This is a genomic window from Acidobacteriota bacterium (assembly GCA_026393755.1).
Lineage (GTDB): Bacteria > Acidobacteriota > Vicinamibacteria > Vicinamibacterales > JAKQTR01 > JBAXOX01.
Genome location: JAPKZO010000028.1, coordinates 296,194 through 314,179 on the forward strand (window position 1 = coordinate 296,194; position 17,986 = coordinate 314,179).

18 protein-coding genes are annotated in these 17,986 nt (G+C 61.3%); 5 read left to right on the top strand and 13 right to left on the bottom strand.

Annotated elements, in window-relative coordinates; translation table 11 throughout:
• The first annotated feature begins 65 nt into the window (after nucleotides 1-65).
• Both NTV05_11755 and NTV05_11760 read left to right on the top strand, forming a co-directional pair.
• On the top strand, nucleotides 66-482 hold the full coding sequence (locus NTV05_11755; GenBank protein ID MCX6545069.1) for a nucleotidyltransferase domain-containing protein: 417 nt from the start codon (nucleotides 66-68) through the stop codon (nucleotides 480-482).
• Nucleotides 479-988, top strand: coding sequence for a DUF86 domain-containing protein (locus NTV05_11760; GenBank protein MCX6545070.1), 510 nt, complete (start codon nucleotides 479-481; stop codon nucleotides 986-988). Before NTV05_11755 ends, NTV05_11760 begins: the two co-directional genes overlap by 4 nt.
• A gap of 398 nt (nucleotides 989-1,386) precedes the next feature.
• On the opposite strand, the gene NTV05_11765 is transcribed toward NTV05_11760, so the two are convergent.
• Nucleotides 1,387-1,758: a type II toxin-antitoxin system VapC family toxin gene (locus NTV05_11765; protein MCX6545071.1), complete on the bottom strand. Its 372-nt coding sequence runs from the start codon at nucleotides 1,756-1,758 to the stop codon at nucleotides 1,387-1,389.
• A gap of 1 nt (nucleotide 1,759) precedes the next feature.
• Complete coding sequence (locus NTV05_11770; GenBank protein ID MCX6545072.1) at nucleotides 1,760-1,996, bottom strand: type II toxin-antitoxin system prevent-host-death family antitoxin; 237 nt, start codon at nucleotides 1,994-1,996, stop codon at nucleotides 1,760-1,762.
• 155 nt (nucleotides 1,997-2,151) lie between these two features.
• Here NTV05_11770 and NTV05_11775 point away from each other — a divergent pair, with 155 nt between their 5' ends.
• Together NTV05_11775 and NTV05_11780 are read left to right on the top strand one after the other, a co-directional pair.
• Nucleotides 2,152-3,585, top strand: a complete 1,434-nt coding sequence (locus tag NTV05_11775; GenBank protein MCX6545073.1) for a sigma-54 dependent transcriptional regulator — start codon at nucleotides 2,152-2,154, stop codon at nucleotides 3,583-3,585.
• 129 nt (nucleotides 3,586-3,714) lie between these two features.
• Complete coding sequence (locus NTV05_11780) at nucleotides 3,715-4,080, top strand: zinc ribbon domain-containing protein (GenBank protein MCX6545074.1); 366 nt, start codon at nucleotides 3,715-3,717, stop codon at nucleotides 4,078-4,080.
• Between the two features lie 88 nt (nucleotides 4,081-4,168).
• Here NTV05_11780 and NTV05_11785 read toward each other — a convergent pair whose 3' ends face one another.
• From NTV05_11785 to NTV05_11800, 4 genes are all read right to left on the bottom strand, one after another.
• Nucleotides 4,169-4,672 carry a hypothetical protein gene (locus NTV05_11785; protein ID MCX6545075.1) on the bottom strand — a complete coding sequence of 168 codons (504 nt, stop codon included), beginning with the start codon at nucleotides 4,670-4,672 and terminating at the stop codon, nucleotides 4,169-4,171.
• 45 nt (nucleotides 4,673-4,717) lie between these two features.
• On the bottom strand, nucleotides 4,718-5,116 hold the full coding sequence (locus NTV05_11790) for a PIN domain-containing protein (protein ID MCX6545076.1): 399 nt from the start codon (nucleotides 5,114-5,116) through the stop codon (nucleotides 4,718-4,720).
• Nucleotides 5,113-5,367, bottom strand: coding sequence for a ribbon-helix-helix protein, CopG family (locus NTV05_11795; GenBank protein ID MCX6545077.1), 255 nt, complete (start codon nucleotides 5,365-5,367; stop codon nucleotides 5,113-5,115). The genes NTV05_11790 and NTV05_11795 overlap by 4 nt, the downstream gene beginning before the upstream one ends.
• Before the next feature lie 66 nt (nucleotides 5,368-5,433).
• Nucleotides 5,434-6,600, bottom strand: a complete 1,167-nt coding sequence (locus NTV05_11800) for an ATP-binding protein (protein MCX6545078.1) — start codon at nucleotides 6,598-6,600, stop codon at nucleotides 5,434-5,436.
• A 738-nt stretch (nucleotides 6,601-7,338) separates the two neighbouring features.
• Here NTV05_11800 and NTV05_11805 point away from each other — a divergent pair.
• The gene (locus NTV05_11805; GenBank protein ID MCX6545079.1) at nucleotides 7,339-8,505 is read left to right on the top strand and encodes an ATP-binding protein; all 1,167 of its coding nucleotides are present in this window, start codon (nucleotides 7,339-7,341) and stop codon (nucleotides 8,503-8,505) included.
• Nucleotides 8,506-8,571: 66 nt separating this feature from the next.
• Here the strand turns inward: NTV05_11805 and NTV05_11810 are convergent, their stop codons facing one another.
• From NTV05_11810 to wecB, 7 genes are all read right to left on the bottom strand, one after another.
• Nucleotides 8,572-9,795, bottom strand: coding sequence for an ATP-binding protein (locus NTV05_11810; GenBank protein ID MCX6545080.1), 1,224 nt, complete (start codon nucleotides 9,793-9,795; stop codon nucleotides 8,572-8,574).
• Nucleotides 9,796-10,264: 469 nt separating this feature from the next.
• Entirely contained in the window at nucleotides 10,265-11,140 is an 876-nt protein-coding gene (gene rfbA / locus NTV05_11815; GenBank protein ID MCX6545081.1) for a glucose-1-phosphate thymidylyltransferase RfbA, read from the bottom strand.
• Between the two features lie 233 nt (nucleotides 11,141-11,373).
• On the bottom strand, nucleotides 11,374-12,363 hold the full coding sequence (locus NTV05_11820) for an NAD-dependent epimerase/dehydratase family protein (GenBank protein MCX6545082.1): 990 nt from the start codon (nucleotides 12,361-12,363) through the stop codon (nucleotides 11,374-11,376).
• A 26-nt stretch (nucleotides 12,364-12,389) separates the two neighbouring features.
• Nucleotides 12,390-13,883: a sugar transferase gene (locus NTV05_11825; protein MCX6545083.1), complete on the bottom strand. Its 1,494-nt coding sequence runs from the start codon at nucleotides 13,881-13,883 to the stop codon at nucleotides 12,390-12,392.
• A 94-nt stretch (nucleotides 13,884-13,977) separates the two neighbouring features.
• Nucleotides 13,978-15,189, bottom strand: a complete 1,212-nt coding sequence (locus NTV05_11830; protein ID MCX6545084.1) for a glycosyltransferase family 4 protein — start codon at nucleotides 15,187-15,189, stop codon at nucleotides 13,978-13,980.
• A complete protein-coding gene (locus tag NTV05_11835) occupies nucleotides 15,171-16,835 on the bottom strand; it encodes an alginate lyase family protein (protein MCX6545085.1) in 1,665 nt (554 codons plus the stop codon). Before NTV05_11835 ends, NTV05_11830 begins: the two co-directional genes overlap by 19 nt.
• Before the next feature lie 71 nt (nucleotides 16,836-16,906).
• Entirely contained in the window at nucleotides 16,907-17,980 is a 1,074-nt protein-coding gene (gene wecB / locus NTV05_11840) for a UDP-N-acetylglucosamine 2-epimerase (non-hydrolyzing) (GenBank protein MCX6545086.1), read from the bottom strand.
• Nucleotides 17,981-17,986: the final 6 nt, after the last annotated feature.

Sequence of the window (17,986 nt, forward strand, 5' to 3'; positions counted from 1 at the left end):
TGCTGCGGGTGCACAATAGCGCAAAGCGGTCGCAGGTTCACACGGACGCGGAGCGGAGAGATCACATGGGCAGGCTGTCAACGCTGGAGAAGCAGTGCCGCGCTCACGGCGTGTTGGCCGTCTACCTGTTCGGCTCCCGGGTATCAGACGGGATTCATGCGCTTGCCGGCGGAGCCGTCGATCCCGCGGGATCGGACATGGATGTCGGCGTCGTGTTTCTTGGGCGCGACGCCGACGTGGCCGCGCTCCCGCTTCTCCAGGTGGCCCTCGAGGACGCGTGCGCGCCGCTGCGAATCGACCTGGTGCCGCTGCAACGCGTGGATGCGCTTTTCCAGTTCGCAGCCATCGATGGTGAACGCATATTTGCCGCGGACGTGGACCAGGCCGATCTCTACGAATTGGTGGTGATGCGGAAGGCTGCGGAGTTGCTGCCCCTCCAGCGCGCGATCGAACACGATCGTTTCGGAGTGTCGACATCATGACGCCTGGCCGCGTCAACCTCAAGATCGTGGCCGACCGGTTGGCCCTGGCCCGTCGCCATCAAGCCGATCTTGAAACCCTGAAGGCGATGGGGGCCGAGGTGTTCGCCGGCGATCGCCGGAACCCCGCTGCGGCGGAATCGTTTCTGCGTCGGGCGATCGAAGCGCTGTTTGACGCGGCGCGGCATCTGCTGGCGAAGGGCCATGGCCTGGGAGGCCTGGAGTATCGCGACGTCGCCCGCCTGGCGCGCGAACGACAACTGGTGGTCGACGAAGCGCTTGCCTCTCGGCTGGTCCAGATTGCCGGCTTCCGCAATCGCCTCACCCACTATTACGACGAGGTGACGCCGGAAGAGATCTTCCATGTGCTCGAGTCCGACCTGGGAGACCTCGAAGCGTTTGCCCGAGAGCTCGAAACTGCCGCCATGCGCCTTGCCGGAGCAACCGAGGATCACGAGGATCCGCCCCGGAGTGATTGTCCGCCTACGAGAATCGAACCGACCCGTTGATGGATGCGCTAATTGACAGTATGTTTGACAATTAGTACCGCTGGCAGCATGTTTTTGGCGTGATTCCACGCAATATCGAATCGACTCTCACTCACCACGCCCGCGTCGTGCCGTGGACCCAGATCCCCCGCCGGGCGGGCCAATTACTCCCGGAGTGATTACAGTTTTGTAATTACTCCCGGAGTGATTGCGCGGGGGCTAATTACTCCGGGAGTAATTGCAGGGCGCCGCTTGAACCCGCCGCCCCGACGATGCTACCGTCGTCGTCCTCGCGATCGTCGTCGTCTCGTGATTGGCATGCGGTTGGCAGTTCTTCTCGAAGGCGCGACGGCTCCGCATGAAGCCAGCCGACACTCGTGCCGCGATTGCGCGGGTTACGGAGCCGCGGGTGAAGCTCGTCAGATGACGGTGAGATCGTATTTCCTGACGATCTCATCGCCGCTCACCAGGCACATGCCTTCCATTCGCGCCTGGGCCACAAGCAATCGGTCGAAGGGATCACGGTGGTGAGGCGGCAAGTTCTGCGCGGCCTGTGAGTGCTTCCAGGATACGGGCAACTCCACGAAGCCTTCGGAACGAAGCCGGTCCAGATAATCGGAATCGATGACCAGTTTGCCCAGGGCCTGCTTGATGCTGATTTCCCACACGGTGGCGGCACTGACATAGCACGTGTTGCGCCTGTCCTGGATGGCCCTGCGCTGTTTGTCGGTCAAGTTGGGATCATCGGCCAGCCACCAGATCACCCCGTGGGTATCGAGAAGCAGCTTCATGTCAGTCTTCCATACCCAGGGCCCGGGCGATGTCTGCGGGCAGTTCGTCAAAGTCAGGCGCCATGGTGATCCTGCCGCGCAAGGCACCCGGTTTGCGTTCCGAAACCTGTTCAGCATAGGGTTGGATGATCGCCACCGGCCTTCCGCCTTTCTTGATGATGATCTCTTCCCCTTGCTGAACGCGTGCGATGAGGGCGGAAAAGTGAGCTTTGGCGTCCGAAATGGTATTGACAGTCATAGATCCTCACATCAAACCAGGTCTGGTCTGGTCTTAGTCTACTCCATAATTGCGGGCGGGCTAATTACTCCGGGAGTGATTAGAGCGGGGCTAATTACTCCGGGGGTGATTATCGGGCTGACTGCCTCTGTCTTCTGTGTCAACATCTTGACGCGATGGCCGAAAAGCACATTCTGCTGGTCGAAGATGAAGCGGCGCTGCGCGAGGCCGTCGCCGAGCAGTTGACCGACCGCGGCTTTCACGTGGAGCAGGCCGGTTCGGGCGAGGAGGCCATCGCGCGTCTCGCGGAGTTCGCGTTCGACATCATCCTCACCGACCTTCGGCTCGGCAGCGCCGTCGACGGCACGTGCGTGCTGGACGAAGCCCGCGCGCTCTATCCCGACATCATCGGCATCATCATCACCGGCTTCGGCACGGTGAAGGACGCGGTCGAGGCCATCAAGCGCGGCGCCACCGACTTCATTCAGAAGCCCTTTCAATTCGACGAACTGCTTCACATCATCGACACCGCGCTCGAGCAGCGGCGCCTGCGCGCGGAGAACGCGTATCTGCGGCGCCAGCTCGAGGAGCGCTATCGGTTCGAGGGCATCATCGGCAAGAGCCGCGTGATGCGCGAGCTGTTCGCGCTGCTCGAAACCGTGGCGCAGACCAGCAGCACGATTCTCGTCGGCGGCGAGACCGGCACCGGCAAGGAACTGGTCGCGCGCGCGATTCATCACAACAGTCCGCGGCGGGCGCAGCGATTCGTGGCCATCAGCTGCGGCGCGATTCCCGAGACGCTGCTCGAAGCGGAACTCTTCGGTCATGTGCGCGGCGCGTTCACCGGCGCCGTTGCGACGCGCGCCGGCCGGTTCGAGGAAGCCAACCGCGGGACGCTCTTCCTGGACGAGGTCGGCACGATGACGCCCGCGCTGCAGATGAAGCTGCTGCGCGTGCTCCAGGGGCGCGAGGTGCAGCGGCTCGGCGATACCGGCGTCATCAAGGTTGACGTGCGCATCATCGCCGCCACCAACAACGACCTCGCGAAGATGGTGGCCGAGGGCGCGTTTCGCGAGGACCTGTTCTACCGGCTCAACGTTATCCCCGTGCAGATGCCGCCACTGCGCGATCGCAAGGACGACATCCCGCTGCTCGCGCAGCATTTTCTCCAGCGCTTCGGCGCCGGCCTGGCGCGGGAGCGGGATCTGCAGGCCAGTGGCAGTGAGCCGCCCGCGTTGGGCATCTCCCAGGACGCGCTTCGCCACCTGATGTCCCACTCGTGGCCGGGCAACGTGCGCGAACTCGAGAACGCGCTCGAGCGGGCAGTCGCCCTGTGCGGGGGCCGCCGCATCATTGAGGTGCGCGATCTGCCGCCGGCTATCCAGGCGGCTGGCGCCTCGATTGCGCCGATCGAGGTTGCTCTTCCCGACGCGGGATTTGATCTGCCTGGATATATCGACAGACTCGAGCGCGACGTGATCGCGCGGGCGATCGAGAAGACCGGCGGGAACAAGGGCGCCGCCGCCAGGTTGCTCAACCTGAAGCGCACCACGCTCGTCGAGAAGCTGAAGCGGCTGGAGCGGACCGAGCGGGGCGGAGTTGAGAGCTAATTACTCCCGGAGTGATTAGCGTTTTGTAATTACTCCGGGAGTGATTAGGCCGGAGTCAATTACTCCGGGAGTGATTACAGTTTTGTAATTACTCCGGGAGTGATTGATCGGAGAGATTCAGGGCTGATCATGCCAATCTACGAATACCAATGCCGAGTCTGTCACAGGAAGATGTCCGCGTTGGTGTTGATCCGCGCGCACGAGGTTGACGTGCGCTGCGCCCACTGCGGCAGCGCCGATATCGAGCGGCTCTGGTCGCGGTTCTCCTCGCCCAAGTCCGAGGAGGCGCGCATGGAGTCGCTGGCCGACCCCTCCGCGCTCGCCGGCCTCGACGAGAACGACCCGCAGAGTGTCGCGAGGTTCATGAAGAAGATGGGGCGCGAGATGGGCGAGGATGTCGGCGGCGACATCGAGCAGGCGATGGAAGAGGAAATGGGCGGGGGTGGCGGCGGAGGCGACGCTGGCGGCGGCGATCCTCCGACAGGCTTCGACTGACAGCGTCCTGCCGATGACCACCCATCATCATGCCGGCGAGACAATTACTCCCGGAGTGATTGAGCCGGCGTAATCGCTCCGGGAATAATTAGCTTTTCGGCTTGCCCGGCCCCAGATTGCGCTTCTTCCACCGCTTGCGCGCCTCGCCCGGCGGCAGCTTGTACTTGTCCTTGGGGTCGCGGTGTTCGCCGCCCGGGCGCCAACTCTTGGATCGTCGCGGCGCACCCGTTCCTGGCGCCGTTGATCTGGGCCGGGGCTCGGTTCGCGGCTTGCGATCCGCGGGGCCCGATCCCGGGCGATCCAACGGGGCGCGCTGGTCGCGCGGTCGTTCGTCTCGCACCCGCTGTTCGCGTGCGCGATCTTCGCGGGCCCGGGCCTCGTTGTAGAGTCGCTCCCGCTCCAGCCGCCGCTTTTCGCTCGCCTGTTCCGGCGAATCCCACAGCGTCCCGCCCGAGAACCACTTCATGATGGCGCCCGGGTTCTTCTTCTTTAGCTGGTTGAAGGTCGGCAGCAATTCAGCCTGCTCGCGCGCGCGGAACGACGTGGCCGTGCCGTCGAGGATAATGGTCCAGTAGGCGAATCGCGGTGGCATGCGATCACCATACACGAAAACGTCCGCCCACGCTGGCTACTTCCCTTATCGCGCCGCGCCGAATCCTTGATCGCCGAAGTGCCGATCGTACGCAAAGGCAGTCGTCACACCCGCTCGCCGCATCACTTCGAAACTGGCGCAGTCCACCAGGCTGAGGTGGCGCAGACCCGTGGCAAGCAGCGCGGCCACCGCGGCAGCGTGCGTCGCTTCATCCACGAACGCGACGTCCAGCAAGGGGACGAGGTTGCCCACCAGTGCGCGAACCGCGTCGATGCCGAGTCGGCGTTGGGCCACCGCGGTTGTTTCGACAAGCACGTAGTTGGTCGTTACGAGCCGGGCCGACTGCGCGGCCAGAGACTGCCAGGCGGCGACCGCCGCCGTGTGGTTGTCATCGCCACCATCCAGCAGGGCCAGCAGCGCTGAAGTATCAACGAATGTGGTCATGGGCGTTGGTTGGCCGCGTCGGCAAAGTGGTCGTCGTGGCGGCTCGACAGGTCATGCGTCCCCGATGCGAACCTGCCGAACACGCAGGCGGCGCGGGTCATCCGTTCGGCTCGACTCAGCCCCGCATGGTCCCGGAGCAACTGATCGACGCCCTCTCGAACCAGATCGGCCATCGATCGACCCGACGCGGAGGCCATGCGCTTCAGTAGCGTGGCTTGTTCCTGGGTCAGTTGAATCTGTGTGCGGATCATCGCGGCACCTCTATGACGTCATGATGTGTAATCATGTTATCATAACTGCGGGGATTATCTATTCAATTACTCCCGGAGTAATTGACTCCCCTTGGTGACGTGGGCGATGAGGTCGTCGAGCGAGATGAACGTGACGGTGAGCGATCCGTACGTCCGCGTGTAGGGATACATGCCGGAGAGATCGGCGGTCACGACGAACGATGGCCCCTCGGGGTAGGCAGTGCGGAAGATCTTCATCGCGGCCGGGTCGAACTCGCTTGCCGACCACTTGCATTCAATCGCCACGGGCGGCTGGCCGCGGTGCGCGATCACGAAGTCCACTTCTGTGCCGTGTTTGGTTTGCCAGTATCGGATCGGCGCGCGGCCGATGTGGGCCTGCAGCTCATTGAGGACCAGGTGCTCCCACAGCGTGCCCAGGTCGTCGCGGCGCAGGCTCGTCCATCCCCTCTCGTGGCAGATGAACCCCGTGTCGAACCCGTAGGCCTTCGGCGCGGACACGATTTCGGCTCGGGCGCTGCCCGCAAAGGGCCGGACCAGGTGGACGACGAACGTGGCTTCGAGCACCGCCACGTAGTTGCTGACCGTGGTGCGACTGATCTCGCACTCGCGTGCGAAGCTGGTGGCGTCGAAGATGCCGCCGCTCCGGATCATCAGCAATTCGACCAGCCGCTTGAAGGCGTGCTGGCGTTCCAGGCGGAAGAGTTCTTGAATGTCGCGCGCCCAGAAGGCGTCGAGCCACTCCTGGTATTCGCCTTCCGGCAGCGTGGCGCTCGTGAAGAAGGGCGGGAGGCCCCCTCGCAGCAGTCGGTGCTGGATGTCGGTCGCCCCGAAATCTGCGAGGTCCGCCATCACCATCGGGGTCAGCCACACTTCCTCCTTGCGGCCCGCGAGTGTGTCGCGAAACCGGGCCGAAGCGCCCAGCGTTGAGGAGCCGGTGGCCAGAATCCGGACGTCGGGAAAGTGGTCGGCGGCGATCTTTAGAAGTTCCGTGGGATCGGGCAGGCGGTGGATTTCGTCGAGGATGACGAGGCGGCCGCGGGAGGACTGGAGGAAGGCCTCGGGGTCGGCGAGCCGGGCTCGGGTGCGGGGCAATTCGCAGTCGTAGTAGTCCGCGCTGGGCAGTGACTGTGCAAGAACCGACTTGCCGGCTCGGCGGACGCCCATCAGCCAGATGATGGAGCGTCGGTCCCATGCCTGGGCCAGGCGGCGATGCCAGAAGCGGCGCTCAAACACGCCAACAGTATTGCATATGGGTGAACCAGGCGCAATATTGTTCGCGTGGCGTACTGGTCTGCTTTTCGAGCGGCGTAGCGAGGAAATGCGCAGCGTACGTCGAACGGCCGCCCCCGCGGTGTGTGCGGTCAGGCGGCCATGAGGGTGAATTGTCATCCCGGCGGCTTGTCTCGCCGTAGCCCCTCGGCGCGAGCGTGGGGGCGAAGGCGGAACGCCCGGGGCCCCCGACGCGGCAGCCGCGTTGGGGTGGCCTACGGGATCCAGAGAGGTGCGGGCTTGCTGCCTTCGGGGTATCCGCCAGCAGCCGCCCCAGGTACCGCCCGTAATCGCTCTTGCCGAGGCCGTGCGTCGGCGCTCCCGCCGACGAGGGAATCAGGATGCCGGTCGATGCACGCGTATCAGTTGGCCCGCCAGGGTGCCGGACGTGGTGATCGCCCGGTCAATCCGCTCAGCCTGGCGGAGAACACAGTGCCCTGGGTGCAGACGACGATGCCGGCGTGGTGATGCGGGGCTTCCGGCGTCAGTCCGTCCGCGGGCGGGCCTTGGCACGAGATCCGCGGTGGCACAAGCACTCCCGGAGTAATTGGGTCCCGCGCAATTACTCCGGGAGTAATTACGAAACCGTAATCACTCCGGGAGTGATTTCCGTTCGGTGTCCAAACACCCCGAGAGTGGTAAACTGAATCGTCTTACAAAAACGGAAAACAATTCCGTATTAGTAAAGCAATGGGTGCGTTTATGTACATTCCCAGAACCGCGGAAGCGACCCTGGTCGATATGGCCAATCAGTTCAAGGTCCTGGCCGTAACCGGGCCGCGCCAGTCCGGTAAGACGACGCTTGTCCGTCATGTCTTCTCCGACAAGCCTTACGCGAGCCTCGAGAATCCGGACACGCGGGAGTTCGCCCTGCGCGATCCCCGCCGGTTCTTGCGGCAGTTTGCGAGCGGCGCCGTCCTGGACGAGGTACAGCGCTGCCCGGAGCTTCTCTCGTACCTGCAAGGGATAGTCGACCAGTCTCAAGAGCGCGGGCACTTTGTGCTCACCGGATCGCAGCATTTGGGTCTTATGGAGAAAATCTCGCAGTCGCTCGCCGGCCGCGTGGGAGTGCTGCACCTGCTTCCGTTCAGTCTGCGCGAGCTGACCGACGGCGGCGTTCGGCCCGAGAGCGTCGACGCCCTTCTCTTCGCAGGCGGCTATCCGCCTGTCCACGATGGCCACGCGTCCCCGGAGAAATGGTACAACGCCTACATCGACACGTATGTCGAGCGGGACATGCGGCAACTGGTCAATGTCCACGACAGGGATCGGTTCCTGCGGTTCATGCGGCTGTTGGCCGACAGCATCGGCCAACTCGTGAACATGACAAGGATCGGGTCGGACTGCGGCGTGGACCAGAAGACGGTGAAGGCGTGGCTCGCGATCCTGGAGACCGGGTTCATCATCTACAGGCTGCGCCCGCACCACGAGAACTTCCGCAAGCGGCTGGTCAAGACGCCCAAGCTGTACTTCCACGATACCGGCCTGGCCGCGAGGCTCCTCGGCATTGAGAAGGTGGACCAGTTGGGGACGCACCGCATGCGGGGCGTCCTGTTCGAGAACTGGGTCGTGTCGGAGTTGCTCAAGGGCAGGCACAATCTGGCCAGGAGCGACAACCTGTTCTTCTGGAGGGACAACACGGGCGCCGAGGTGGACATCATCGCGGATCAGGCAGGCGTTCTGCTTCCCATCGAGGTCAAGTCCGGGATGACGATCGCCTCTGACTGGTTCGACGGGCTCGCGAAGTGGCACCGGCTGGCGGGGGAGCGCGCGGCGAAGCCCGTGCTCGTCTACGGGGGCGAGGCCAGGCAGTCGCGCGAGATCGCCGAGGTGTTGCCCTGGTCGGACGTTGGGGAGTTGACCGGGTGACAGGCATCCGGGACGCGAAACACAGGCGTCTCACCGCTCAAGGAGCGAAGCCGCTCGTCTCACCATCTACATCGGCAGCGCGGCCAGCCAGCAACTGGCCGGGGCGACGACGACCGGGAGCGAGTCGTTGGTGTATGTCTTGAACGTGCGTGCGTTCCGCACGAGCTGCACCGCGGGAACTCTCAGGGCTCGCTGCATCTTCAGCAATGGTTCAGTCGGGCGCTCGTCGGCGAGCTTGGCTTCCGCCAGCAACACCGGTTCGCGATTGTTGGTCACCAGGAAGTCCACCTCCTGATGCTCTTTGTTCCTGATGAAGTGCACCGCGAAGTCGCCGGCTCCCATCGCATTCCAGCAACTGACAGCCCGCCACAATTCGAGGGCCACTTGATTTTCGAAGCGGGCGGCCGGGTCCTTTACGCGCGGCACATCAAACAGGTAGACCTTGCGCTCCTTCTGGATGGCGCGCGCGATGCGTTCGGTCCAGGTGGTCAGAGCGAAGGTCAGATAGAAGCGCTCCATGACGCTCAGCCAACTCTGCACGGTGGTATACGCCAGTTTCAGGTCGCGCGCCAGCGAGGGCAGCGACAGCGGGTTGCCGACCTTTGACGGCAGCAGATTGAACAGCGTCTCGACGTCGCTGACCGAGCGAATCCCCGTCATGTCGCGGATGTCCTCGCGGACGATGCCCTGGCTATAGGTTGCGGACCAGCGCCGGTACGACGCCACACGTCCGTTCAGGTACGGTTCCGGGAATCCGCTGAGTGTTTCCAGCCGGTCCCAAATTGCTGACAGCTCCTCCTGGCGGTCGAGCGAGACGAGGAGCGGGTCGCGGAGAAACGCGTCCATCTCGCGGTTCGCGTTGCCCAACTCTCCGATCGTCAGCGGCCAGAGCTGAAACTGGAGGTACCTGCCGGCCAGCGAATCGCCACCGCGTTGGTACAGGTCCAGCCGCCCGCTTCCTGTCACGAGGAACTGGTAATCGGATCGACACTCGTCGTAGGCGCCCTTGAGGTAGTTCTTCCAGTTTCGATACTTATGGATCTCGTCGAACACAATCAGTGGACGTGAGGCGTCGTGTCTCGGGATCCCGGTGAAGAATGTGGGGTTGTCGATCAGTTGCGACTGATGACTCGGAATGTCCCAATTGCAGTAGAGGTGGTTCCGGAACTGGCCGGCGATGAGTCCCGCCAAGGTGGTCTTGCCGGACTGGCGAGGCCCCGAGATGAAGACCATGGCCTTTTCCGAAGCGAGTGCGCTCCAGATGCGGAGGTACGGCTGTCGCTGCTCCATGGTGACTATTATTTGTTGATTACTAACATAGTCAAGACTATTCTTGCAAACACACTAAGAACCGTGTTGTGCCGGTCACTCGCGACCACTTATTCCGGCCATCGCGAACGCACACATTTCTTATGTTTCTCGCACGTCATGTTTGACAGACTGTGTTTGGACCGGCTGATAAGCACTCCCGCTGACGATCACAGTGCCTCCAGTTGAACCGCGGTGCCTGGCGTACCGAAAAACGGCCGCCCCCGCGATGAGCGCGGTCGGGCGGCCCTGAGGGTGAATCGTCATGCCGGCGACTTGTCTCGCCGTAGCCCGATCCGCCTCCGCGCGCGGCGCTTCGGCGAGACCTCAGCGAAGCTCTTCGCGGCGAAGTCTGGGCGGAGGCGGAAGGCCGGGTCCCCCGACGCGGCAGCCGCGTTGGGGTGGCAGGCCGGCATCCAGAGAGGTTCGGGTTTGGCTGGGGCTTTTGCCTCTATTCTGTCAACAGCCGCGCGAGATACCGCCCGTAGTCGCTCTTGCCGAGGTCGTGCGCCAGCGTCGCCAACTGTTCGGCGTCAATGTAGCCGAGCCGGTACGCGATTTCCTCCGGGCAGGCTATTTTCAAACCCTGCCGGCGTTCGATTGTCTGGATGAAGAGGCTCGCTTCGAGCATTGATTCGTGCGTGCCCGTGTCGAGCCACGCGTAGCCGCGTCCCATGCGTTCGACCGTGAGTTGCCCGCGCTCGAGGTAGAGCCGGTTCAGGTCCGTGATTTCCAGTTCGCCGCGCGCCGACGCCTTGAGCGAGGCCGCCATGTCCGTCACCTGGTCGTCGTAGAAGTACAGCCCCGTCACTGCGTAACTTGATTTCGGTTCCTTCGGCTTCTCCTCGATCGAGGTGGCTCTGCGCTGTTCGTCGAAGGCAACGACGCCGTATCGTTCCGGATCGTCAACGTGGTAGGCGAACACCGTCGCCCCTCGTGTCTGGCCCACCACGCGCGCCAGCAGCGTCTGCAGGTTGTCGCCGTAGAAGATGTTGTCGCCGAGCACGAGCGCGGATGGTGCGCCATCCACGAAGGTGCGGCCGATGATGAACGCCTGCGCCAGCCCGCCCGGAGATTGCTGCACCGCATACTCCAGGTTGATGCCCCACTGCCGGCCGTCACCCAGCAGGTGCTGGAATCGCGGCGTGTCCTGCGGCGTCGAGATGACCAGCACGTCCCGGATCCCCGCCAGCATCAGCGTGGTCAGCGGGTAGTAGATCATCGGCTTGTCGTAGATCGGCAGGAGCTGCTTCGACACCGCCTGCGTCACCGGATACAAGCGCGTCCCCGCCCCGCCAGCCAGGATGATGCCTTTTCGATCGCTCATGGGATGCTCAGTGTACTCCGGAGGAATCGCCTACCGAACCGCGACAAGCTCACGTTCTGGCTTCGTCGTTGTCGCTCGCCGCAGATGAGGGCGCAGGTCGTCCCCTTCTCCGCGAAGTATCGATCGTCGAGGCCGGCTGTGGCAGGCAAACAGAACAGCAATTGGTTTCGAGCGTCTCCCCGAGGTCCTGTTACCAGAAGCCGAATTTGCAAGCTCTGACAGATTGCCAGGAATCACACTTCTCCTCTCGCCCTCATTTCCCTTACTGCTTCTCGCCAGCCAGATGCCATGTCATATCGGGGTGTAAACCCCAGAACAGAATGAATTCGTTGCCCACCTACTGCGATATCTTCGGTATATTTGTCTAATGCGGCACGTGACACGGGTGCGTGAAGCCCGACGAGTCTTGCCAGATCTTCGATCGTGGCAGCAACAGCCCGAACCGGCCCGATGGGGAATGAGATCTTTGGCCGCGCCCGCCCGAGCGCGTCGCACATCCCACACAAGATTTCCTTCATGCTGTGGATCTCGCCATCGGTCACATTGAAGATGCCCCCGGAGGCATCTGGATGTGTCATGCAGAGAACCGCGGCGCTCGCCACGTCCTTGACATAGATCAAGGTGCGGCGGTTTTCTCCCTGGCCTATCGGAACAAATCGGTTCCTTGCCAATGCAAGGAGAAGCCGTCGGTAATTTCCCGCAACCCTTGAACCATACACCGCCGCGACGCGCAACACCACGCCCATAGGCTGACCACGGCCATCCAGCGCAGACAGCACAATTTGCTCCGCGGCGCGCTTGGTTAGTCCATAGAGCGAATCGGGGTGCGGAGTGGTCAGTTCGTCTGCAGTGCTCCCGCCGGTACTTCCGTACACATTAATCGTACTAAAGAACACTATCCGTCTAACGCCAGCTCTAATCGCCGCGTCCACGACCGCCGCAGTGCCATCGACGTTAACCCTCCGGTATTCTTCCGCCGATTCACCCGTCGAGCTGGCACTCGGCACCAAGGCGGCCATATGAATAACCGACTCCACGTCAGCCATCGCGGCCTGAACCGCGGCCGGATCGGTCACATCGCCGATCCGAGCATCAACGCCATCGGATGCGCCCCCTGAAGGTACGGACCAGCAAGACAACGAACGGACTCTGTAGCCCAGCCCACATAACTCAGCCACAACATACGGCCCGACAGCACCGGTCGCACCTGTTACAAGGACCATTCCTCCCCCAAGATACGATCAGAACGCTACTGACGCTCTAAACACCTCTTCATTAGAGCAAACGCCTTCTCCTTTGGAGCGCCTTTCCCCCATAACATCAATCGAATGGTGTAATAAGCAATCGCACAATCACACCTTAGCGTTTTGCCTCTCACATACACTTCAGAATACAGACCTTCCAGTTCCAGCCGCTCCTGAGGAGTTAGACTCAGTTTTCCAACCACCTGGGTTATCCCCGTAATTCCTGCCGGCGAATCGAATCTTCTTTCCCATCCTTTGTGTCTCTTCAACAGAGCAAGATTCTCGAGAGGAAGTGGTCTGTTGCCGACCAAGCTAATCCCATCAAACAGCACATTGAGCAGTTGAAGCAATTCCACGATTTGCGTCTTCTCAAGCACTCTTCCCAAAGGCGTATAGACCTCGCAGTCCAGTGGAATATCCAGGAATCCGTCCCGCATAAAGCGTTCTTTCAATCTATGCTTAGGATCGGTTGCGTTCTTGATCATGGACCGAAATTTGTAAGTGAAGATCTTCTGGTTTGCGGACACATAGCGTTCTGACCGATAGAGTATGGGCCTCCCCTCGAATATGAGGAGCAGACAGGAACATGTCAGTATAAGAGGCAGACATAATAGTAGGAGCAACAGCGAGGAAACTACATCAATAGATCTCTTGATTCGATGCGACAACCTCTCACCCCGGCGACCTGTGCCCATCAGGGGATTGGCGACAACACTGACGGTTGGGATGCCATCCAGATTGATTACCTTTGTGTCGATAAAGTCGCGCATCAATCGATCCGGGATCAGGTTGATGGCAACGTGTGTACCAGCCAAATCGCCAACGAGGGTAAGGATTCTCTCTTCCGCCCTGATCGGTAGGGCGATGTAGACGTAGTCCAAGAGCCCGCGCCTTGCGGTGTCGACCAGGTCGTCGAGGTTTCCCCGGATCTGAATGTTGGACTCTGGAACCGTTTCCTGTTGCACAAAATCATCATAGAGACCATAGATTGACAATCCGGTCCAGGGGTTGTTCAGAATCGAGCGTGCAACCGTAGTACCTAGGATGCCAGCGCCAGCTATGGCAACGGCCCTCGAGTCTCGGCCTTTCCTGCGAAAACGCCGCTGTGAGATGCGTACGGCCACTCGCCACAAGAGAAGCCCCGCTGCGCCAGACAGGTACCACGTTGCAAGAAGGCGACGACCGGATCCACCCGTCACTCTCAGAAAGAGAATGAGTGCAGTGGCCAGCAGGAATACCACGGACCATGAGCTGATTACTGTCCTGCTTTCCGCCCAGACAGAGGACGTGCGCCACGACTTGTAGAGTTTGTTGTCCCTTGCGAAATAGTAGAAGAGAAGCACGGACGTGGCGGCGATCAGGCTGATGCGCCGATCCCAAGGGAAGCCGTGCATTGATGCGGATATATAGAAGCACCCGACGATCAATAGTGCGTCCAGAACAATGCAGGCGATCTCTAGTGTTCGGCCGTGTCTTTGGGTGAGGCTATTGTAGGGCATGAAGATGTGAAGTGTCCGGGATCGGCAGTCGTGGCGTGGCCGTGTGTCGTGAGAGATCGCTGACAGGCACTAAATCAATTCTGGAGCCTCGACATCATCGATCGCTGCTGCCGGCCACGGCAATTATGTCCGCTGCCAGCTTGCGGGTGACATTCGTTCGGGCGTACTCAGCCACAAACTCGTTTCGGGGAATGTCCTGTATGCGCAATGTATCGAACGCTCGCACTGCGCCTTGTATGTCACACGGATGAAAGACGGCCGAGTTGCTGACTTGTGTCTTGAGAAACTTCTCGGCGTAACCAGACACGCCAGCCCAAATTGGTTTACCCGAGGCAGCATACTCAAAGATCTTCGAAGGTAGCACTCGTGTAAAGGCGTCGCGGTCGTTCAAGTGCAGGAACAAGATATCCGCTGCACGGTAGGCCGTGAGGAGGTGTTCACGGTTCATGGGCGGGAGCAGCTCCACGTTCGTCACACCGAGTGCTTTCAGGGCGTCCTCAAGTACGTGCTTGCGGCCCCCGTCTCCGATAATCCTGAACTGAATGCGGGATCCCATCGACTTGGCAAGTTGAGGCACAACCGCGTGCAACCCCTGACTCTCTCCTACATTGCCGGCGTAAAGCACTCGGAGCGGCTGACCCTCGGTCGCCTGGCCGAGCGCGAGAGCGCTGGTTGGCGCAACTTCCAGAAACTCGTCGTCGATGCCATTCGTAAAGAAAGAGAATCGCTGGTGTGGATATCGAGAACTGAAATATTCCGAGAAACCTGCCGAGACCAGGTTAACCTTCTCGGCGCGTCGGATCGTCCACTTCTCCACCACTGAAAAGACCGGTGCAATGGCCCACGCAATGCCGCGCGGCAGCATGTCCCTGACCATGTAGACGAAGATGTCCCGAATGTCGAGATAGAGCTTCGCGGCCTTCCGCCGCGCGATCCAAGCTCCCAAGAAGGCCGTCATCAGTCGTGAGGACGTCGCAATGACGATATCGTATCTTTGGACCGCCGCCAGTCTAACGGCCCTACGGAAGAATGTGTAGAATGCCATCGACTGGTCCAGCATGCCACTTTGGTGCTTCGGCACGGCGATACGGAAGATCCGCACGTTCCCGTGCTCTTCCATCAACGGTGCCTCGGCCGCAAATGAAGAATATCGGTTGGGTAGCGTCGTGATCACGTCTACCCGAGAACCATCGGGTGCAAGCTTGCGAAGCGAATCGACGAGTGCCGTCGCCCGAAAGGACCCCGCACTTATGTCGGGCGGAAAATAGAAGCTGAGTAACAGGAACTTCAACTCGATCTTTCCCATCCAAGGCTGGTGCGAAGCATCGCACAAGTGAGCTCTACAACCAGACATACGCTAGGCTCGCTACGACCGAACTCCGGGTGCCAACTGGCGGCCTCCTCTCTCAGTCTGCCGCCTTCAACGTGAAGGCGGACGCGTTGGCCCTGGGGCAGCAGCAATGTCGTCTCTGCACTTCCACTGGAAGTCACACATTGTTTAGCGAGCCTGATAGACGGATGCAGATGAAACCGCGCTTCGGCGTGTTCACAGCTTCCGACAATGCGATCGTCAACTTCCAGCGTGTTCTCTCGGAACGACCAGTGCCGCAGATGATCTACCTTGCCAGGCAAACGCCGGTAGCCGTCGTGCGCACAGCGCACCGCAATGTTCCCGTCAGTCTCTATCTCGAGCCCCACTGGCCGCGCCCGCCGCGCGACGCGAAAACCGGCCCACATCTCCGAGGAATCCTGACCATCCACGACGACCGTGTTGTGCGCCGACGTCCCGCGCTGCCGCGATCGCTCAGCGCTCTGCCCATAGCAAGAAGTGCCCGAATTGACAAAGACTCGCTGTCCAAAGAGAGACAACTCGAAAGAAAGCGTGTCAGCGTGCGCGTGACCTGGAATGTAATCCGGGCCAATCCTCCCAACATCGAGCATTGCCACAGCCCCGCCCTGCTCAACCCGGATGTATCCACTGGCTGCAAGATGCGTGATACCCCGGCGTGGGGCAGGTCGACTTGAGCGCCCCAAGTCTGCTGCATACCGCTGAAGCTCACTTGAGGCGGGCGCTATGCCCATGGCCGAATCATTGAAGTAACTGATCTCGCAGTCAGGATGGGACATCACCGCGAGCCAATCGCGCATAGGGTCGACCCTCTCCCTCCAGTCCGCAAGCGCCGCGTGCCAGCGCGCGGGGATCGCCTCCGTGAACACAGTGGTCACATTACACAAGTCCAAAATGTCTTCCAGCGCCAATGCGTGATACATCGTGCTGCGTTCGAATTGGCCGCCGTCAGACAGGATCTGCTCTCGAACCTCCTTCTCCAGGATGCACACACCCCTTGCCAACCACGCATCTGCCTCGGGCCCATCAAAGAACAACCCGGCAAAAACCAACGCCTTGGCATTGGAAAACAGGTGGTTCCCCAGAAGATGAAACTCCAACCGTCGGGAAAGCCAGCGAACCTGCACCGCGAGACTCTGGACGCACTCCGAAGGCAGCACGTTGCCGTTCAGCGCCCATTTGATCCAGTTCACGATCCGTAGGGAGGTAGGATACGATTCCCATCCCGTGCCTACAGTCGGAGGATTCTCCAGCACCCAACGCACCAACAGGGCCCGATGCCACTTCGATCGTGCACTCGCACCTGACGCGTTGAGGTCGCCGAAGTAGTGGAGGTTGTACAGCCAGAGTTTCTCCAGCGCCGGGTCATCCCAGCCATGGTCAGCCAGATCGTGCGTCTCGTTCAAGAAGCAGAAGCGCTCGGGTCCAAGCAAGTTCGGGCTGCGATGCGCCGGGGTCACCCAGTCACGGCCGCACAGCATACGCAACGGCGGGGCTGCCCGCAGGTCGACACGCGGTCTAACCACGCATAACTGCATCCGCCCGTAGAACTGGACGGGCTTCAGGTATCGAAGCGTGTGCCAGTAGTTCAGCAGCAGTCGCATTCAATCAGTTCAGCCGCCTTGCCGTCCCGTTCTTCGAGGATGTGCGTACCAGATTGAACGGAGGGCTCGTATCACTTCACCGCGAGCAACCCCGCGATTCGGTCACCGGCGTGGCCGTCCCACAACGCGGGTCTTCGGCCGTTCGGCTTCCAGTCGTTGAGGACCGAGGCCACCGCGGGGACGATCGAGGCCGGATCGTCGCGCAGCAGCCGGTTTGTTCCTTCTGCGATTGTCACGGGCCGCTCCGTGTTGGCACGCAGCGTGAGACACGGGACTTCGAGATAGGTCGTCTCCTCCTGCACGCCTCCCGAGTCGGTGATGACCACACGCGCGTGAGCCTGGAGCGACAAGAAAGCCAGGTAACCCTGAGGTTCCAACAGCGTGACTTGCACTGGCGGGATCAGGTCCTGTGCGTTCAGTTGCGCCCTTGTCCGGGGGTGCACCGGAAAGACGACGCGAATCGAATGACTGATCTGTTCGAGCGCCGCCATGATCAGGGCGAGCCGATCGGGGCTGTCGACGTTGGATGGTCGATGCAACGTGACCAGGGCATAGTCCTCAAGACCAAGAGACCGGCGGAGATCTGGCCATGACACCACGGCCTTTGGGAGGAGCCGGACCAGTGTGTCGATCATCGTGTTTCCGACGAATTTGACCTTGCTGCGGTCTACTCCCTCTCGAGCCAGATTGTCTTCGCACTCCGGAGAGTGCGTCAGCAAGAGATCGGCCAGTTGGTCGGTGACCAGGCGGTTGATCTCCTCGGGCATGGTTCGATCCCACGATCGGAGTCCCGCCTCCACGTGCGCTACACGAATACCGAGCTTGGAGCAGACGAGCGCTGCGGCAACGGTCGAATTCACGTCGCCATACACAACCACCCAGGTCGGTTGGGTGCCCAGCACGACCGGTTCGAACCGCTCCATCACGGCGGCTGTCTGGAGGGCGTGGGTTCCCGATCCGACACCCAAATCGACGTCCGGTTTCGGGAGGCCAAGCTCATCGAAGAACACGGTGCACATTCGATCGTCGTAGTGCTGTCCGGTGTGTACCAGCGTTTGACGGACGGCCAGCCTCTCCAGCCCGCGGTACACGGGTGCGGCCTTCATGAAATTCGGGCGGGCGCCAACGACGTGAAGAACGTGCATGCTCGG

Bases quoted from the DNA above. Each gene is read 5' to 3' on its own strand.
- NTV05_11755 (MCX6545069.1), top strand. From the start codon at position 66: ATGGGCAGGCTGTCAACGCTGGAGAAGCAGTGCCGCGCTCACGGCGTG.
- wecB (MCX6545086.1), bottom strand. From the start codon at position 17,980: ATGCACGTTCTTCACGTCGTTGGCGCCCGCCCGAATTTCATGAAGGCC.
- NTV05_11830 (MCX6545084.1), bottom strand. From the start codon at position 15,189: ATGGGAAAGATCGAGTTGAAGTTCCTGTTACTCAGCTTCTATTTTCCG.
- NTV05_11780 (MCX6545074.1), top strand. From the start codon at position 3,715: ATGCCAATCTACGAATACCAATGCCGAGTCTGTCACAGGAAGATGTCC.
- NTV05_11810 (MCX6545080.1), bottom strand. From the start codon at position 9,795: ATGGAGCAGCGACAGCCGTACCTCCGCATCTGGAGCGCACTCGCTTCG.
- NTV05_11790 (MCX6545076.1), bottom strand. From the start codon at position 5,116: ATGACCACATTCGTTGATACTTCAGCGCTGCTGGCCCTGCTGGATGGT.
- NTV05_11760 (MCX6545070.1), top strand. From the start codon at position 479: ATGACGCCTGGCCGCGTCAACCTCAAGATCGTGGCCGACCGGTTGGCC.
- NTV05_11805 (MCX6545079.1), top strand. From the start codon at position 7,339: ATGTACATTCCCAGAACCGCGGAAGCGACCCTGGTCGATATGGCCAAT.
- NTV05_11770 (MCX6545072.1), bottom strand. From the start codon at position 1,996: ATGACTGTCAATACCATTTCGGACGCCAAAGCTCACTTTTCCGCCCTC.
- NTV05_11820 (MCX6545082.1), bottom strand. From the start codon at position 12,363: ATGGTCCTTGTAACAGGTGCGACCGGTGCTGTCGGGCCGTATGTTGTG.
- NTV05_11775 (MCX6545073.1), top strand. From the start codon at position 2,152: ATGGCCGAAAAGCACATTCTGCTGGTCGAAGATGAAGCGGCGCTGCGC.
- NTV05_11785 (MCX6545075.1), bottom strand. From the start codon at position 4,672: ATGCCACCGCGATTCGCCTACTGGACCATTATCCTCGACGGCACGGCC.
- NTV05_11825 (MCX6545083.1), bottom strand. From the start codon at position 13,883: ATGCCCTACAATAGCCTCACCCAAAGACACGGCCGAACACTAGAGATC.
- rfbA (MCX6545081.1), bottom strand. From the start codon at position 11,140: ATGAGCGATCGAAAAGGCATCATCCTGGCTGGCGGGGCGGGGACGCGC.
- NTV05_11765 (MCX6545071.1), bottom strand. From the start codon at position 1,758: ATGAAGCTGCTTCTCGATACCCACGGGGTGATCTGGTGGCTGGCCGAT.
- NTV05_11795 (MCX6545077.1), bottom strand. From the start codon at position 5,367: ATGATCCGCACACAGATTCAACTGACCCAGGAACAAGCCACGCTACTG.
- NTV05_11835 (MCX6545085.1), bottom strand. From the start codon at position 16,835: ATGCGACTGCTGCTGAACTACTGGCACACGCTTCGATACCTGAAGCCC.